Source organism: Streptomyces sp. NPDC090442 (genome assembly GCF_044769405.1).
Classification (GTDB): Bacteria; Actinomycetota; Actinomycetes; order Streptomycetales; family Streptomycetaceae; genus Streptomyces.
In genome coordinates, this window is sequence record NZ_JBIVXW010000013.1 from 1 (window position 1) to 16510 (window position 16510).

Sequence of the window (16510 nt, forward strand, 5' to 3'; positions counted from 1 at the left end):
CATGTGGCGGGGGTGTTGTCGTTGGAGGACGCCTGCGTTTTGGTTGCGGCGCGTGGTCGGTTGATGCAGGCGTTGCCGGAGGGTGGGGCGATGCTTGCTGTCCAGGCCGGTGAGGACGAGATCGTTGAGCATGTGGGTGCGTTGGTGTCGCTCGCTGCGGTCAACGGTCCGGGCGCGGTCGTGGTCTCTGGTGACGCTGACGCCGTCGAGGGCGTACGTGAGTGGGCTCTGGCGCACGGTCGGAAGGCCCATCGTCTGCGGGTCTCGCATGCCTTTCACTCCCCTCGCATGGATGGCATGCTCGATGAGTTCGCTGCGGTGGCGGGTAAGTTGGTGTATCGGGCGCCGCGCTTGTCGGTGGTCTCGACGCTTACCGGTCAGGTCGCTTCCGTTGACGAGTTGTGTTCGCCCGCGTACTGGGTGCGGCAGGTGCGGGAGGCGGTGCGGTTCGCCGACGCGGTGCGCGCGGCATTCGATGCCGGTGTGACCCGGTTCGTGGAGGTCGGCCCGGACGGCGTCCTCACCGCCCTGGCCGCCGCCACCCTTGACGGCTCCGATGCCGACTGCGTCGCCACCCAACGCGCCGACCGCGATCCGGTGCATGCGCTGCTCACCGCCGTCGCCCGGCTCAACGCCCAGGGCGTGGACACCACATGGGGCCCGTTGCTCGCCGGCGCCCACACGGTCGACCTGCCCACCTACGCCTTCCAGCACCGACGCTACTGGCCGCGCCCCCGCACCCGAGGCGCGCCGGAGCCCGCCGCGGTCGCCCCGGACACCACCGCACCCGAGCAGTGCCCCGAGTCCGCCCCGCCCCGCACCGTTCCGCCGGACAGCGAGGACGCCGCGCTGGACCTGGTGCGCGCGCTCACCGCCGAGGTCCTCGGCTACGACGGTCCCGAACTCATCGACACCGGCGCACTGTTCACCGAATGCGGCATCGACTCGCTGACCGCCACCGAACTGCGCAACCGCCTCGGCGACGCCACCGGCCTCCCGCTCCCCGTCGGCGTCGTCTTCGACCACCAGACGCCCCGCGAGCTCGCCGCGCACCTCCACGGCGAACTGGGCGGGGCCACCGCCCCCGGTTCCGGCCGGGCCAGCGGCCCCGGCGCGCTGGGGGAGATGTACCGCGAGGCGGTGCGCACCGACCGGGTACGGGAGTTCATGCTGGCCATGGCCGGCCTGTCCGCGTACCGACCGGCTTACCACGGGCCGGACGGGGCGGGCGAGTTGCCGCCCCCCGTCCGCCTGGCCCGGGGCGAGGCGGGGCCGCTGCTGATCGGCTGCTGCGGATTCGTCGCCACGTCCGGCCCGCACGAGTTCGTGCGGTTCGCCGCGCCGCTGCGTGGCCGCCGGGACCTCTGGGCGCTGCCGGTGCCCGGCTACCGTGCCGGCGAACCGGTGGCCGCCGACCTCGACGCACTGCTGGCGGTCCAGGCGGACGCCGTCCAACGACTGGCCGACGGACGGCCGTTCGTCCTCATGGGCCACTCCGGAGGCGCACTGATCGCCCAGGCCCTGGCCGGCCGCCTGGAGGAGCAGGGGAGCGGCCCGGGCGCCGTCGTGCTCAGCGACATGTACGAGCCACGGATCATGGACCGTCTCCTGACCTGGGAGAAGGAGCTCACCGAGGGGGTGCTCGACCGCGACGGTGCGTTCGTCGCCCTCGACGACACCCGGATCACCGCATCGGCCGCCCACTCGAAACTGTTCGCCGACTGGCGGCCGCGACCGACCGCCGCACCCACCCTGCTGCTGCGGGCCACCGAACCCTTGGGCGCGTGGTCCGGAGAAGACGACTGGCAGGCCACGTTGGAATTCCCGCACACCGCGATCGACGTACCGGGCAACCACTTCACGATGATGCGGGACCACGCGGAGGAAGCGGCGCGGGCAGTCGACGACTGGATCGCCTCAGGGCGCATGGCGAGCGCATAACCGTCCACAACACAGTCACCAGGCATCTGGGGGAAAGCACATGGCCAAACACGCACTCATCACCGGAATCACCGGGCAGGACGGCTCCTACCTCTCCGAGCACCTGCTCAGCGAGGGTTACGAGGTCTGGGGCCTGATACGCGGTCAGGCGAACCCGCACCGGCCCCGCATCAACCGGCTGCTGCCCGATGTGAAGCTCGTCGACGGCGACCTGCTCGACCAGAGCAGCCTGGTCAAGGCCCTCGACTTCGCCCAGCCCGACGAGGTCTACAACCTCGGCGCCATCTCCTACGTCCCGCTGTCCTGGCAGCAGACCGAACTCACCGGCGGTGTCACCGGCCTGGGCGTGCTGCGCATGCTGGAGGCGATCCGCATGTTCAGCGGCTTCAACGGCTCCACCTCGGCACCCAGCGGTCAACAGATCCGCTTCTACCAGGCGTCGTCCTCCGAGATGTTCGGCAAGGTCACCGAGACCCCGCAGCACGAGACGACCCACTTCCACCCCCGCAGCCCCTACGGCGTCGCCAAGACCTACGGCCACTTCATCACCAAGAACTACCGTGAGTCGTTCGGCATGTTCGGCGTCTCCGGCATCCTGTTCAACCACGAATCGCCGCGCCGCGGCACCGAGTTCGTCACCCGCAAGATCACCCTCGCGGCGGCCCGGATCAAGCTGGGCCTGCAGTCCAAGCTGCCGCTCGGCAACCTCGATGCCCGGCGTGACTGGGGCTACGCCGCGGACTACGTCCAGGCTATGCACCTGATGCTGCAACGCGACGAGCCCCAGGACTACGTCATCGGCACCGGCGTGATGCACTCGGTCCGCGATGTGCTCCAAATCGCCTTCGAAGCCGTCGGTTTGGACTGGAACGAGTACGTCTACCTGGACCCGGCGCTGGTCCGCCCGGCTGAGGTCGACACCCTCTGCGCCAACCCCGCCAAGGCCGAGGCGGAGCTCGGCTGGAAGCCCAAGGTCAACTTCCGGGAACTGATCGAGCTGATGGTGGAGGCGGACCTGCGCCGCCAGGCCCAACCCAACCGCGAGGAGTACCTGTTCAGCGAATGGTGAGCCACCGCCCCCCGTTACCCGGCGGTCCCCGGCACCAGCGGGCGCCCCGCCCCGCCCCGGCACCGCGCCCGGGGACCCCGACCCTGGGCGTCGTGGCCCCGCGCCGCCCCCGTCCACCGCCCTGACCGTCGCCCCCATCGACGACACCGAGGAGCACCCCGTGCCCGAGCCGTCCGCGCCGCGCCTGACCGAACGCCTCACCGCCGCGCTGGCGGCCCCGGCCACCGACGACGCCTTCGACCCGCACCGCGAACTCGCCGACGTCCTCGCCGGAATCGGCATGACGCCCGACGAGACCGGCGGCGCCATCACCTTCCACGGCGCCGACCCGATCGTCCCCAGCCCGCTGCGCCTGGGCGCCGCCTCGGCGCTCGCCCTCGTCACCAAGTCCGCGGTGGCGGCGGCGATCTGGCGCGACCGCGGCGGCGCCGGCCAGGACATCACCATGGACCTGCGCCGCGGCCCCCGCCGCCTCGCCCCCATCTCCGAGCCCGGCCGCTGGGAACGCCTCAACGGCTACCCGCCCGCCACCCCCGCGATCGTCGGCGACGGCGTCACCATCGGTTTCTACCGCACCGCCGACGACCGCTGGATCATGCCGGCCAACTTCTACCCCAAGCTCAGCCTGGCCGCCACGAAGCTCCTCGGCATCCCCGACGACGCCTCCGCCGCCGCGGCGGCCATCGCCACCTGGCGCGCCACCGACCTCGAAGCGGCCGCCGAGCAGGCCGGCACCGTCCTGCCCATGGTCCGCACCACCGCGGAACTGATGGCCGAACCCCAATACCGCGACGTGCTCGCCGAGTTGCCGCTCATCGAGATCGAGAAGATCGGCGACAGCGACCCCGAACCCTTCCCCGCGGGCGCCGCCCAACCCCTCGACGGCATCCGCGCCCTCGGCATGGCCCACGTCATCGCCGGCGCCGGTGCCGGCCGCGCCCTCGCCCTGCACGGCGCCGACGTCCTCAACCTCTGGCGCCCCTTCGAGCTGGAGCACGACACCCTCTACTGCACCGCCAACGTCGGCATGCGCCAGGCCACCCTCGACCCCTACGGGCCCGAAGGAGCCGCCGCCGTCCGGGAGTTGCTGCGCGGCGCCGACGTGTTCTTCGCCAACCGCCGCCCCGGCTACCTGGCCAGGATCGGCCTGACCGCCGAAGAGGCGGCCGCCCTGCGCCCCGGCATCGTGCACGCCACGGTGTCCCTGCACGGCCGCACCGGCCCGTGGGCCGGCCGGATCGGCTTCGACCAAGTGGCCGGCGCCGTCTCCGGGATGCTGATGTTCGAGGGCGAGGAGGGCCGGCCCGCGCTGCCGCCGATCGGCGTCATCAACGACAACATCTGCGGCTGGCTGCTGGCCGCCGGCATCGGCCGCGCCCTCAGGCGCCGCGCCGTCGAGGGCGGCAGCTACCGCGTCCACATCTCCCTGACCCGCGTCGCCCTCTGGGCGGTGAGCATGGGCGTCTTCGACAAGGACTACGCCCGCGAGACCGCCGGCACACCCGGCCCGCACGAGAACCACCCGCTGGAGACCTTCACCGCCGACACCCCCATGGGCCACTACCAGGGCGTCACGGACCAGGTCGTCATGTCCGCCACCCCCGGCCGCTACCGCACCGTCCTCAGCCACCGCGGCGCCGACCGCCCCGCCTGGCTGGCCCGCCCCTGACCGCCCGGCCCGCGGCCGGCCCCCACCGGCCGCCGGGCGCCCCTACGGCACCCGCGTCAGCCACTCCCGAGAACTGAACTTCCCCGCCGCCAACTCCTCGGCCCGCGCCAGCTCCTGCGCCGACACCGACCCCATCGCCCCGCCGTACCGGGCCCGGAACGACGCGATCATCCGCGCGATGACCTCGTCCCGCGGCAGCCCCGTCTGCCGACGCAGCGGATCCACCCGCTTCTTCGCGCTGGTGGTGCCCTTGTCCGACAGCTTCTCCTTGCCGATCCGCAGCACCTGCACCATCTTCTCCGCATCGATGTCGTAGGACATCGTCACGTGGTGCAGCACCGCACCGTCTCCCGCCACCATCCGCTTCTGCGCCGCCCCGGCGATCTTGCCGGCCTCCGTCGCGATGTCGTTCAACGGCTTGTACCACGCCTTGATGCCCATGTCGCCGAGCGCCCCCAGCACCCAGTCGTCCAGATAGGCATAGCTCTCCGCGAACGTCAGGCCCTGCACCAGGGAGTTGGGCACGCACAGCGAGTAGGTGATGGTGTTGCCCGGCTCCACGAACATCGCCCCGCCGCCGGAGATCCGCCGGACCACCGTGACGCCGTGCCGCTCCGCGCCCTGCGCATCGACCTCGTTGCGCAACGACTGGAAGCTGCCGATGATCACCGCCGGGCGGTCCCACTCCCACACCCGCAGCGTCGGCGGCCGCCGCCCCGCGGCGACCTCGGCCGTCAGCACCTCGTCCAGCGCCATGTGCAACGCCGGCGGCTGCGGCCCCTCGTGGATGATCTGCCAGTCGAAGTCCGTCCACTCCCGGGCGCCCGCGACCGCGCGCCGCACCGCGACGCCCACCGCCTCGCTGCTGAACCCGAACAACACCGCACCCGCCGGCAACGCCGCGTCGATCCGGGCGGCCAACCCGCGCGCATCGGTCTCCGCCGGCGCGCCCTCCAACGCACCGTTGATGGCGTCCAGCGCCTCGTCCGGCTCCAGGAAGAAATCCCCGGCCACCCGCACGTCCCGCAGCGCCCCGTCCACCACATCGAGGTCGACGACCACCAGCTTGCCGCCCGGCACCTTGTACTCACCGTGGTGCTTGCCCTGCACGGCCCTACCGCCCTTCCACAACCGGCTGCCCGTTCCCCCGCACGGCGCGCGGCCGGCAGCGGCGTCAACCGTAACGCGACCACCAGCATTCCCGGCAAAAGGGACCGGATCGCTCCGGTGTCAGCCCAGCGCCCCCAACAGCCGCGGCAACGCCGTCCCGATCGGCTCCCGCACCACCTCCGCGGCCAAGCCGTCGTACGGCGTCGGCTCGGCGTTGACGATCACCAGCCGCGCACCGTGCTCCGCCGCCACCCCCACCAGCGACGCCGCCGGCTGCACCTGCAGCGTGGACCCCACCGCGAAGAACACCTCCGCCGCCTTCGCCACCCCCACCGCCTCGCCCAACACCCGCGGATCCAACCGCTCCCCGAACATCACCGTCGCCGACTTCAGGATCCCCCCGCACACCAGGCACGCCGGATCCGCCTCGCCCGCCGCCACCCGCTCCAGCGCCTGGACCATCGACGACCGGGCATGACACCGCGTGCACGCCACCTCCCGCCCCGTGCCGTGCAGTTCCAACACCTTGCGGGCCGGCACCCCGGCGAGCTGATGCAGACCGTCCACGTTCTGCGTGATCACCCGCACCGGCGTCCCCGACCGCTCCAACCGGGCCACCGCCTCGTGCGCCGCATTCGGTCGCGCCCGCAACGCCGGACTCTCCCGCCGCATCCGCCACGCCCGCCGCCGGATCTCCGGATCCGCCATGTACGTCTCGTAGGTGACCAGCTTCTCGGCCTCCGGATCGCGCCGCCACACCCCCTGCGGACCGCGGTAGTCGGGAATCCCGGAATCGGTGGAGATCCCGGCACCGCTCAGGATCACCACCAAGGGACGACGCACCAACCTGCCGTCCACACCGCTCAGGGCATCAGCACTGCTCATGGAGCGAGCCTACGGAACGCGCTGGAACCGGGCGAGGGGGAATCCCGGGTGAGAATCCGGGCCACACGGGGAGGCTACGACTGATCGGAACGCCACCACCGCCCACGCACCCGGTGGCACGCCCCACGACCCCGAGGAGCCGCCCGTGTTCACCACCCGCCCCACCCTCCAAGGCACCTTCGGCATGGCCGCCACCACCCACTGGCTGGCCTCCCAATCCGCGATGGCCGTCCTGGAGGACGGCGGCAACGCCTTCGACGCCGCCGTCGCCGCCGGATTCGTCCTGCACGTCGTCGAACCGCACCTCAACGGGCCGGCCGGCGAGGTCCCCCTCATCCTGGCCCCCGCCGACGGACCGGTGCAGGTGCTCTGCGGCCAGGGCCCCGCCCCCGCCGGCGCGACCGTCGCCCACTACACCTCCCTCGGCCTCGACCTGGTGCCCGGCACCGGACCGCTCGCCGCCGCCGTCCCCGGCGCCTTCGACGCCTGGATGCTGCTGCTGCGCGACCACGGCACCAAGTCCCTGGCCGACGTGCTCCGTTACGCCATCGGCTACGCCGAACACGGCCACCCCGCCGTCGAAGGCATAGGGCAGACGATCGCCACCGTCCGCGAACTCTTCACCACCGAGTGGACCACCTCCGCCGAGCTCTACCTCCGCGGCGGCCAAGGCGTCCGCCCCGGCGAACTCCTCACCAACCGCCCCCTGGCCGCCACTTGGCGCCGCCTCCTCACCGAGGCCGAGGCCACCGCCACCGACCGCGAAACGCAGATCGAGGCCGCCCGCCGCATCTGGCGCGAGGGCTTCATCGGCGAGGCGCTCGCCGCCTTCGCCGCCCGCCCCACCATGGACACCTCCGGCGAACGCCACGCCGGCACCCTCACCGGCGACGACCTCACCGCCTTCACCGCCACCTACGAGGAGCCGGTCACCCACGACTGGCACGGCTGGACCGTCGCCAAGGCCGCCGCCTGGACCCAGGGCCCCGCCTTCCTCCAACAACTCGCCCTGCTCCCCGAGGAGTTGCCCGCCCACGACAGCCCCGACTACGTCCACCTGCTCATCGAGGGCTGCAAACTGGCCATGGCCGACCGCGAAGCCTGGTACGGCGACGCCACCGACGACGTCCCACTCACCACCCTCCTCAGCGCCGACTACAACACCGCCCGCCGCGCCCTCATCGACAACCGCGCCTCCCACGCACTGCGCCCCGGCAACCCCGACGGCCGCACCCCGCGCCTGAGCAAACACGCCCTCGCGGTGGCCACCGGCGCCCGCGGCTTCGACCCGTTGGCCACCCCCGCGACCGGCGCCGGCGAACCGACCGTGGCCCGCGACGGCGCCACCCGCGGCGACACCTGCCACCTCGACATCGTCGACCGCTGGGGCAACCTCGTCTCCGCCACCCCCTCCGGCGGCTGGCTCCAGTCCAACCCCGTCATCCCCGAACTCGGCTTCCCCCTCGGCACCCGCCTCCAGATGACCTGGCTCGAAACCGGCCTGCCCAACTCCCTCACCCCCGGCCGCCGCCCCCGCACCACCCTCACCCCCTCCCTCGCCCTGCGCGACGGCGTCCCCGTCATGGCGTTCGGCACCCCCGGGGGCGACCAACAGGACCAATGGCAGCTCAACTTCTTCCTGTCCGTGGCACTGCGCCCACAGGTCCGCGGCGGACTCGACCTCCAAGGCGCCATCGACGCCCCCAACTGGCACACCGACTCCTTCCCCAGCTCCTTCTACCCGCGCACCATGCGCCCCGGCAGCGTCACCGTCGAATCCCGGGTCGGCCAGCCCATCATCGACGGACTGTGCCACCGCGGCCATGACGTGACGATCGGCGGCGCCTGGACGGAGGGACGGCTGTGCGCCGTCGCCCGCGACCCCCGCACCGGAGTGCTGTCGGCCGCCGCCAACCCCCGCGGCATGCAGGGATACGCGGTCGGCCGCTGACCCACAACGGCCGGGACCGCTCCGGAGGACGCGGCCGGACCCACGTCGTACCGCTCCGTCGTCCGCCCTCCACCCGCGGTGACATCCGCAGGTCGGGGGCGGGCGAACGACCCCACTCCGGTTCCCACCGCACCCTCCCGTAGCCCGCACAGCACCCGGAGTTCACCGGGAGGCCGTCCGGAGTGTCAGTGGCACGTGGTTCGATGGATGCATGATCGAAGCACTGAAGACCCACACCGCGGGAGACACCACGGAGCTCACCGACGCCGTCACCCCCAGCACCACCCCCGCGACACCCACGGCCACCACCCCGGCCACCCCGGGCCTCTCCGGGCTGGACCTCGCCGCCGTCGAGGCCGCCATCCGGCAGGCCGCCGCCGACGAGATCATGCCCCGCTTCCGGCAGCTCGCCGCCGAGGACATCGTCGAGAAGAACGGCCCCCACGACCTCGTCACCGTCGCCGACCGGCGCGCCGAAGAGCACCTCACCGCCGCCCTCACCGCGCTCCTGCCCGGCTCCCTCGTCGTCGGCGAAGAGGCCGTGCACGCCGACCCCACCGTCCTCGACGCCCTCCACGGCGACGCCCTGGTCTGGATCGTCGACCCGGTCGACGGCACCCGCCAGTTCGTCCACGGCGACCCCGGCTTCGCGACCCTCGTCGCCCTCGCCCACCGCGGCGAGGTCCTCGCCTCCTGGACGTACGCGCCCGCCCTCGACCAGATGGCCACCGCGCTCCGCGGCGCCGGCGCCCGCCTCAACGGCACGCCCCTCACCGCCGGCCACCCCGCGCCCGACGCCCCCCTCGAAGTCGCCACCTCCCACCCCGACTTCACCAACGACGACCAGAAGCGCGCCCTGGCCACCCTCAACACCCCCGGCGTCGCCCCCCGCCCCTGCGGCTCGGCCGGCCTCGAATACCTCCACATAGCCCAGGGCCGGCTCGACGCCACCGCCTTCAGCTGGGAGAACTCCTGGGACCACGCCGCCGGACTCCTCCTCGTCCACGAAGCCGGCGGCGCCAGCGGCACGATCGCCGGCGAACCCTTCCGCATCCAGGGCGGCAACGCGCTCCCCTTCACCGCGGCACGGGACGCCGCAACGGCGCGGCGTATCCTCGGACTGCTGGCGGCCGCCAACTGACCCTCACCGACGAGGGTCGGACACGAGGGGAGTGGCGCAGGTGCCGACGATGCTCGACGCCGTGGTGATCGGATCCGGACCCAACGGCCTGACGGCGGCGGTCGAACTCGCCCGCCGCGGCATGTCCGTTGAGGTCTTCGAGGCCCGCGACGGAATCGGCGGCGGCGCCCGCACCGAAGAACTCACCCTCCCCGGCTTCCGCCACGACCCCTGCTCCGCGGTCCACCCACTCGCCGCCGGCTCACCCGCCTTCCGCGCCATGCCCCTGGAACGGCACGGCCTGAAATGGCTCCACCCCGACCTCCCGATGGCGCACCCCTTCCCCGACGGCACCGCCGCCGTCCTCGCGCACTCCGTCGGCGAGACCGCGATGTCCTTCGGGCCGCACGACGCCGGCACCTACCGCCGGCTCATCGCCCCGTTCATCGGCAAGTGGGACGCCATGGCCCACGACTTCCTCCGCACCCAATGGCTCGGCCTGCCCCAGGACCCGGTGACCTACGCCCGCTTCGGCCTGGTCGCCCTGCAGCCCGTCACCCTCCTCAACCGCCGCTTCCAGGACGAGAAGGCCCGTGGCCTGCTGGCCGGCCTCGCCGCACACGCCATCGCCCCGCTCCGCGGCCTCGGCACCAGCGGCCTGGCCCTGATGTTCGCCCTCGCCGCCCACGCCAACGGCTGGCCGGTGCCCCGCGGCGGCTCCCAGGCCATCTCCGACGCCCTGGCCGGCCTGCTCCGCGCCCACGGCGGCGTCCTGCACACCGACTTCGAGGTCAAGCGCCTGGACGACCTCCCGCCCGCCCGCGCCTACGTCTTCGACACCTCCCCGACCGCGCTCGCCCGGATCGCCGGCCTGGGCAACGCCTACCGCAACGTCGTCTACGGCCCCAGCGTCTTCAAGATCGACTACGCGCTCTCCGGCCCCGTCCCCTGGACCGCCGCCGACGCCCACCGCGCCGGCACCGTCCACATCGGCCCCACCAGCGGCGAAATCTCCGCCGCCCTGGACGCCGCCACCCAAGGCCGCGACCCCTCCGTCCCCTTCCTCATCACCGCTCAACCCAGCCTCATCGACCCCACCCGCGCCCCCGAGGGCAACCACACCTTCTGGGCCTACGGCCACGTCCCCAACGGCTGGGAAGGCGACGCCACCGACGTCGTCGAGCGACAGATCGAACGATTCGCCCCCGGCTTCCGCGACCTGATCCTGGCCCGCGCCGTCGCCGGCCCCCCACAACTCGCCACCCGCAACGCCAACTACGTCGGCGGCGACACCGCCACCGGCTCCGCCGCCGGCCTCCGCCTCCTCATCCGCCCCAAACTCACCCGCGTCCCCTACGAGACCGCCCACCCAGCCGTCTTCCTCTGCTCCCAGGCCACCCCACCCGGCCCCGGCGTCCACGGCATGTCCGGCCACTACGCCGCCAAGGCCGTCTGGCGCCGCCTCCGCACCACCGGCCACTGACCTCACCACCGGCCAACCCCTACGCTCACCCCATGAGCACCACCCTCACCCTCATCCAGGGCGACCTCACCGAACAGGCCGTCGACGCCGTCGTCAACGCCGCCAACTCCTCCCTCCTCGGCGGCGGAGGCGTGGACGGAGCCATCCACCGCCGCGGCGGCCCCGACATCCTCGACGCGTGCCGCACCCTGCGCGCCGGCCACTACGGCCGCGGCCTGCCCACCGGCCAGGCCGTCGCCACCACCGCTGGCCGACTCCCCGCCCGCTGGGTGATCCACACCGTCGGCCCGGTCCACTCCAGCACCGAGGACCGCAGCGCCCTACTGGCCTCCTGCTACACCGAGTCGCTGCGCACCGCCGCCCAACTCGGCGCCCGCACCGTCGCGTTCCCCGCCATCTCCACCGGCGTCTACCGCTGGCCGCTCGCCGACGCCGCCCGCACCGCCGTCGCCACCGTCCGCGCCGCGCTCGCCGCCACCCCCGACGCCTTCGACGAGATCCGCTTCGTGGTCTTCGACGACCGCGCCCGCACCGCCTACGAGGCCGCCCTCGCCGAGGACTGAACACCCCTGACGCCGCCGGCTGACCTCCGGAACGCCTCCGCGCCCGATCAGCCCCGCAGACGGGGGAGCGGGAACGGGAGCGACAGCCGGGCGACGCGGGAGCCCGACCGCTCGGCCCGGACCGACGGCCGACGGACCGCACGGACCGCGACGCACCAGGCAACGGACCAGGCAACAGACCAGGCCATAGAGCAGGCAACGGACCAGGCCAGGGACCAGGAACAGGGCAGGCAACGGCACGGGCACCAACCGAGGTGACGAGGGGAACTGGCGTCCGCCCTGATGAGCCAAGGTCGATGTCGGATTTCCGCCAGCGCGGCCCCCGCGACTGAGCAATCCTGAAGACATGCACACCGACACCGAGCGCTGTATCCGCGCCGTGCAGTCCAAGGACGCCCGCTTCGACGGCTGGTTCTACACCGCCGTCCGCACCACCGGCATCTACTGCCGGCCCAGTTGCCCGGTCGTGCCCCCCAAGCCCGAGAACATGACGTTCTACCCCAGCGCGGCCGCCGCCCAGCAAGCCGGCTACCGCGCCTGCAAACGCTGCCGCCCCGACGCCAGCCCCGGCTCCCCGCAATGGGACGAGCGGGCCGACCTGGTCGCCCGCGCCATGCGACTGATCGCCGACGGCATCGTCGACCGCGCGGGCGTCCCGGGCCTGGCCGCCCAACTCGGCTACAGCCCCCGGCAGATCGAGCGCCAGCTCCTCGCCGAACTCGGCGCCGGCCCCCTCGCCCTGGCCCGCGCCCAACGCGCCCAAACCGCCCGGCTCCTGATCGAGACCACCGCACTGCCCATGGCCGAGATCGCCTTCGCCGCCGGATTCGCCAGCATCCGCACCTTCAACGACACCGTCCGCGAGGTCTTCGGCCTCTCCCCGACCGAACTCCGTACCCGCACCGGCCCCGGACCCCACACCACCGCCCCCGGCACCCTCGCCCTACGGCTCCCCTTCCGCCAACCCCTCAACCTCGACAACCTCTTCGGACACCTCGCCGCCACCGCCGTCCCCGGCGTCGAGGAATGGCGGAACGGCGCCTACCGCCGCACCCTCGACCTCCCCTACGGCCACGGCATCGTCGCCCTCACCCCCCGCCCCGACCACATCGACTGCCGCCTCTCCCTCGCCGACCTCCGCGACCTCGCCGGCGCCATCGCCCGCTGCCGCCGCATGCTCGACCTCGACGCCGACCCCGAGGCCGTCGACGGACTCCTGCGCAGCGACCCCCAACTCGCGCCGCTGGTAGACAAGGCCCCCGGCCGCCGCGTCCCGCGCACCGCCGACGCCGACGAGTTCGCGGTCCGCGCCGTCCTCGGGCAACAGGTCTCCACCGCCGCCGCCCGCACCCACGCCGGCCGCCTGGTCCTCGCCCATGGCGAACCCGTCGACGACCCCGGCGGCGGCCTCACCCACCTCTTCCCCCGCGCCACCGCCCTCGCCCAACTCGACCCCGAAACCCTCGCCATGCCCCGCACCCGGCGCACCACCCTCACCGGCCTCGTCGCCGCCCTCGCCGACGGAACCCTCCAACTCGGCGTCGGCAGCGACCGGGACGAGGCCCGCGCCCGACTCACCGAACTTCCCGGCATCGGCCCCTGGACGGTCGAATCCATCGCCATGCGCGCCCTGGGCGACCCCGACGCCTTCACCCCCACCGACCTCGGCCTCCGCCGCGCAGCCGCCAACCTCGGCATGCCGGCCACGCCCGCCGCCCTCATCCGTCACTCCGCCCGCTGGCGCCCCTGGCGCGCCTACGCCGTCCAGTACCTCTGGGCCACCGGCGACCACCCCATCAACTACCTCCCGACGAATTGAGCCCCACCATGCCCACCCCCAACTCCACAACACCCACCGGCCCCACATCACCTACCAGCGCTACGAAACCCACTGGCCCCATCACCCACACCGTCCTCGACGACACCCCCGTCGGCCCGCTCACCCTCGTCGCCGACGGCACCGCCCTCAGTGGCCTCTACATGACCGACCAGCGCCACCGCCCGCCCCAAGAGACCTTCGGCACCCCGGCCGACCCCACCGAACCGCCCTTCGCCGAGACCATCGCCCAACTCCGCGCCTACTTCCGGGGCGAGTTGACCACCTTCGACCTACCGCTCGCCCTGCACGGCACCCTGTTCCAACGCCGCGTCTGGGCCGCCCTGTGCGCCATCCCGTACGGCCGGACCGTCTCCTACGGCCAACTCGCCGAACGGCTCGGCAACCCGACCGCGTCCCGCGCCGTCGGCCTGGCCAACGGCCGCAACCCGATCGGCATCGTCGTCCCCTGCCACCGCGTCGTCGGCGCGAACGGCAGCCTCACCGGCTACGGCGGCGGCCTCGACCGCAAACGCCGCCTCCTCGCCTTCGAAAGCACCACCGACGGCCTCTTCCCGCCGGAGGCGCTCGCCTGACCCATCCGCCTGCCCCGCCCGCCGGACCAGTTCGCCACTTTGGGTCGGTCCGCCGATGTGGAGAGGCTCGCCGATGTGGGCCGGTCCGCCGATCTGGGCGGGCTCGCGGCTTGAGAGGGGCCCCTGGGGCCTCAACCTCCCGCCCCGCCCCCGCCCCCTCCCCACCCACCCCACCCCGCGCGCAGCCGCCCCTCATCGGCTCTATCGGGTACGCCGACCGGAGCGGCGATGCCCGCGCCGCATCAGCAATGCCGGCCGCACCGTCACGTGCTCGGGCGAGCTGTCACGTGCCGGCTGTGTCGTCACACGTCGGCCGTGCTGCCACACGCTGGCCGTGCCATCACACACCGCCTGCGCGGCCACGCGCCAGCGCCGCCGTTACCTGCCCGCACCGCTGCAATGCATCCGCGTGCTGCAATGCTCCCGCTCGCCGCAATGCACCCGCACCGCTGCATCGCACCCGCCGTCCCCTCACGCCCGCGCCATGACCACCTCCCGCACTTCGGCCACCAGGCGCTCGGCTAGCGCGAGTGAGTGGCGCAACTCGTCGCTGGTGCGGCCGAGTTCGCCGAGGAGCGTGGTGGCGTGCGGGGCGAAGCCCGGCGGTGTGTGGGGGAGGGCAGCCACTGTGGCCAGCGCGCCCTTTTCGTTGAGGCACCACACGCCGTGGTGGGCGTGCAGGGCCTGAACGAGCGCGCCCACCGCACGGGAGAGGCACAGGGAGGCATGCAGGACGTCCGAGGTCGCGGAGGACTTGGCCGCCATCGCCACCGAGAATCCCGCGTCCCAGACGGCGGCGCTCGTCAGCGCCTTGCGTAGGGGCTCCGGGTAGGTCCCGGTCTCCTCCTTGAGGCGGCTCAACTCCCCGGATTCGTCGGCCAGGACGCGGCCCAGGGCTACTTCGCCGGGATAGGCGGGGGACCAGAAGCCCAGAGGGTGCCCTGCCTGTATGCCGGTCTCGAAGCGGCCGGTGCGGCAGTCGTCCCACACCCGCCGCACCCGGTCGAGGTCCCGGAAGATCCAGTCGACATGGCTGCCGTCGGGCAGGACCAGCCACGCCCCGCCGTTGACCCAGGGCCCCCAGGCGCCCGGCGGGTGTATCTCGACGGGGCCGCCGGTCATCTCCGCGGCCAGTGCCGCCAGCGCGGAGAGGTCCAGTGTGCCTCGGTAGTAGATCCCCAAGTCCCAGTCGGAATCGGGGCGGTTGGTTCCTCGTGCGCGGCTGCCCCCGAGCATCACCCCGACGACTGCCGGCACCCGTGCGATGCGTGCCGTGATCTCTTTCATGGGAATGAGGCTACGGCGCGGGTGGGGGGAGGGAATCAACCCACGGTTCTCATGCTGGGGTACTACGAGGCGGGAGCTACGCACTGCCGAACCCCAACGGCCGCCCCGATCACCCCAACTGGCCCGAGCGGTCCGACCACCCCGACAACCCCCATACCCCCGACCGGTCCGTCAGCCCCAGCCTGCCCCGTCGGCCAGGTCAGCCTCGCCGATCCCACCGACCTCCCAGCAAGCCCGAGCCGCCGGCCCCACCGCCCCTAAAACCAGCGCGCCTGCCCACCCCAGACGTGTGCCCTCCCCAGGACGTGCGCCCTCCAGCCCGCGCGGCTCACCCCAGTCCGTGCCGCCCGCCCGGCGCGAGTCCGTCCTCCAGTTCCGCCGGGCCGCGGCCGTGGTCCAAGGCGTCCAGGGCGGCGCGGATGCGCAGCCGCAGGTCCTTGGCGAGCAGCGGCTCGGCCTCGGTCCAGTGGACCAGGCGCCAGGACAGCAGCTCCTCCTCCTGCACCCGGATCGTCGCGAACTGCTCCGGGGTCAGCACCCCGCCGTCGAAGAGGTACGACACCAGCGGCGGCCGGGCCGCGCTGCGGACCCAGTCGACGGCGAGCAGCGGGCCCAACTCGATGTCCAGGCCGATCTCTTCGATGGTTTCCCGGTGGGCGGCCTCGCGCGGGGTCTCGCCGGTGTCCGACTCGATGGTGCCGCCCGGCAGGACCCAGGTGTCGCGGTAGTTGGGCTCGACCAGCAGGAGGCGCCCTTCCGCGTCACGGAAGATGACCCCCGCGCCCGCGAGGACGCGTGGCAGGCCGGCGATGTAGGAGGCGTAGTCGTCGTCCATGGTCGTCACGGCGCGAGCCTAGGGGCTGGCCGGCGGGAGGAGAAGCGCGGGCCTGAGATGTGCGGGGAGGTAGGGGCGATGGGGAGGAGGGAGGAGAGAGGGGAACGGGGAGGCAATGGGGCGCAGGTGGGGGCGGGTGGCCGGGGCGCGGTGATCTTCTTCCGGTCTGTTCGTGGGGGCGTCGG

13 protein-coding genes are annotated in these 16510 nt (G+C 73.0%); 9 read left to right on the plus strand and 4 right to left on the minus strand.

All coding sequences use genetic code 11. From position 1 onward, the window contains the following. Window positions 1-12 precede the first annotated feature (12 nt). The 3 genes from ACIQU6_RS11850 to ACIQU6_RS11860 all read left to right on the plus strand — a co-directional run bounded on the left by ACIQU6_RS11850 (window position 13) and on the right by ACIQU6_RS11860 (window position 4679). On the plus strand, window positions 13-1941 hold the full coding sequence (locus ACIQU6_RS11850; RefSeq protein ID WP_403481584.1) for an alpha/beta fold hydrolase: 1929 nt from the start codon (window positions 13-15) through the stop codon (window positions 1939-1941). 40 nt (window positions 1942-1981) lie between these two features. Then, on the plus strand, window positions 1982-3010 hold the full coding sequence (locus tag ACIQU6_RS11855) for a GDP-mannose 4,6-dehydratase (RefSeq protein WP_403481474.1): 1029 nt from the start codon (window positions 1982-1984) through the stop codon (window positions 3008-3010). Between the two features lie 160 nt (window positions 3011-3170). Further along, window positions 3171-4679 carry a CoA transferase gene (locus tag ACIQU6_RS11860; RefSeq protein WP_403481475.1) on the plus strand — a complete coding sequence of 503 codons (1509 nt, stop codon included), beginning with the start codon at window positions 3171-3173 and terminating at the stop codon, window positions 4677-4679. A 42-nt stretch (window positions 4680-4721) separates the two neighbouring features. Here ACIQU6_RS11860 and ACIQU6_RS11865 read toward each other — a convergent pair whose 3' ends face one another. Next, on the minus strand, window positions 4722-5789 hold the full coding sequence (locus tag ACIQU6_RS11865) for a biotin/lipoate A/B protein ligase family protein (protein WP_403481476.1): 1068 nt from the start codon (window positions 5787-5789) through the stop codon (window positions 4722-4724). Window positions 5790-5909: 120 nt separating this feature from the next. Further along, window positions 5910-6674, minus strand: a complete 765-nt coding sequence (locus tag ACIQU6_RS11870; protein WP_403481477.1) for an SIR2 family NAD-dependent protein deacylase — start codon at window positions 6672-6674, stop codon at window positions 5910-5912. Window positions 6675-6819: 145 nt separating this feature from the next. Here ACIQU6_RS11870 and ACIQU6_RS11875 point away from each other — a divergent pair, with 145 nt between their 5' ends. The 6 genes from ACIQU6_RS11875 (at window position 6820) to ACIQU6_RS11900 (ending at window position 14203) form a co-directional block, all read left to right on the plus strand. Further along, window positions 6820-8625 carry a gamma-glutamyltransferase family protein gene (locus tag ACIQU6_RS11875; protein ID WP_403481478.1) on the plus strand — a complete coding sequence of 602 codons (1806 nt, stop codon included), beginning with the start codon at window positions 6820-6822 and terminating at the stop codon, window positions 8623-8625. Window positions 8626-8836: 211 nt separating this feature from the next. Then, window positions 8837-9766, plus strand: coding sequence for an inositol monophosphatase family protein (locus ACIQU6_RS11880; RefSeq protein ID WP_403481479.1), 930 nt, complete (start codon window positions 8837-8839; stop codon window positions 9764-9766). Window positions 9767-9806: 40 nt separating this feature from the next. Continuing rightward, a complete protein-coding gene (locus ACIQU6_RS11885; RefSeq protein WP_403481480.1) occupies window positions 9807-11228 on the plus strand; it encodes a phytoene desaturase family protein in 1422 nt (473 codons plus the stop codon). A gap of 32 nt (window positions 11229-11260) precedes the next feature. Beyond that, entirely contained in the window at window positions 11261-11791 is a 531-nt protein-coding gene (locus ACIQU6_RS11890; RefSeq protein WP_403481481.1) for an O-acetyl-ADP-ribose deacetylase, read from the plus strand. A gap of 346 nt (window positions 11792-12137) precedes the next feature. Beyond that, a complete protein-coding gene (locus ACIQU6_RS11895) occupies window positions 12138-13610 on the plus strand; it encodes an AlkA N-terminal domain-containing protein (RefSeq protein WP_403481482.1) in 1473 nt (490 codons plus the stop codon). An 8-nt stretch (window positions 13611-13618) separates the two neighbouring features. Next, window positions 13619-14203 (plus strand): methylated-DNA--[protein]-cysteine S-methyltransferase, encoded by a 585-nt coding sequence (locus ACIQU6_RS11900; protein WP_403481483.1) that lies wholly within the window; start codon window positions 13619-13621, stop codon window positions 14201-14203. A gap of 471 nt (window positions 14204-14674) precedes the next feature. On the opposite strand, the gene ACIQU6_RS11905 is transcribed toward ACIQU6_RS11900, so the two are convergent. Together ACIQU6_RS11905 and ACIQU6_RS11910 are read right to left on the minus strand one after the other, a co-directional pair. Further along, window positions 14675-15490 (minus strand): nucleotidyltransferase domain-containing protein, encoded by an 816-nt coding sequence (locus ACIQU6_RS11905; protein ID WP_403481484.1) that lies wholly within the window; start codon window positions 15488-15490, stop codon window positions 14675-14677. A 328-nt stretch (window positions 15491-15818) separates the two neighbouring features. Continuing rightward, window positions 15819-16325, minus strand: coding sequence for an NUDIX domain-containing protein (locus tag ACIQU6_RS11910; protein ID WP_403481585.1), 507 nt, complete (start codon window positions 16323-16325; stop codon window positions 15819-15821). Between the last annotated feature and the right edge of the window lie 185 nt (window positions 16326-16510).

Coding starts and splice junctions, on each gene's coding strand:
- ACIQU6_RS11855 (WP_403481474.1), top strand. CDS start 1,982: ATGGCCAAACACGCACTCATCACCGGAATCACCGGGCAGGACGGCTCC.
- ACIQU6_RS11870 (WP_403481477.1), bottom strand. CDS start 6,674: ATGAGCAGTGCTGATGCCCTGAGCGGTGTGGACGGCAGGTTGGTGCGT.
- ACIQU6_RS11880 (WP_403481479.1), top strand. CDS start 8,837: ATGATCGAAGCACTGAAGACCCACACCGCGGGAGACACCACGGAGCTC.
- ACIQU6_RS11890 (WP_403481481.1), top strand. CDS start 11,261: ATGAGCACCACCCTCACCCTCATCCAGGGCGACCTCACCGAACAGGCC.
- ACIQU6_RS11895 (WP_403481482.1), top strand. CDS start 12,138: ATGCACACCGACACCGAGCGCTGTATCCGCGCCGTGCAGTCCAAGGAC.
- ACIQU6_RS11900 (WP_403481483.1), top strand. CDS start 13,619: ATGCCCACCCCCAACTCCACAACACCCACCGGCCCCACATCACCTACC.
- ACIQU6_RS11905 (WP_403481484.1), bottom strand. CDS start 15,490: ATGAAAGAGATCACGGCACGCATCGCACGGGTGCCGGCAGTCGTCGGG.
- ACIQU6_RS11910 (WP_403481585.1), bottom strand. CDS start 16,325: ATGGACGACGACTACGCCTCCTACATCGCCGGCCTGCCACGCGTCCTC.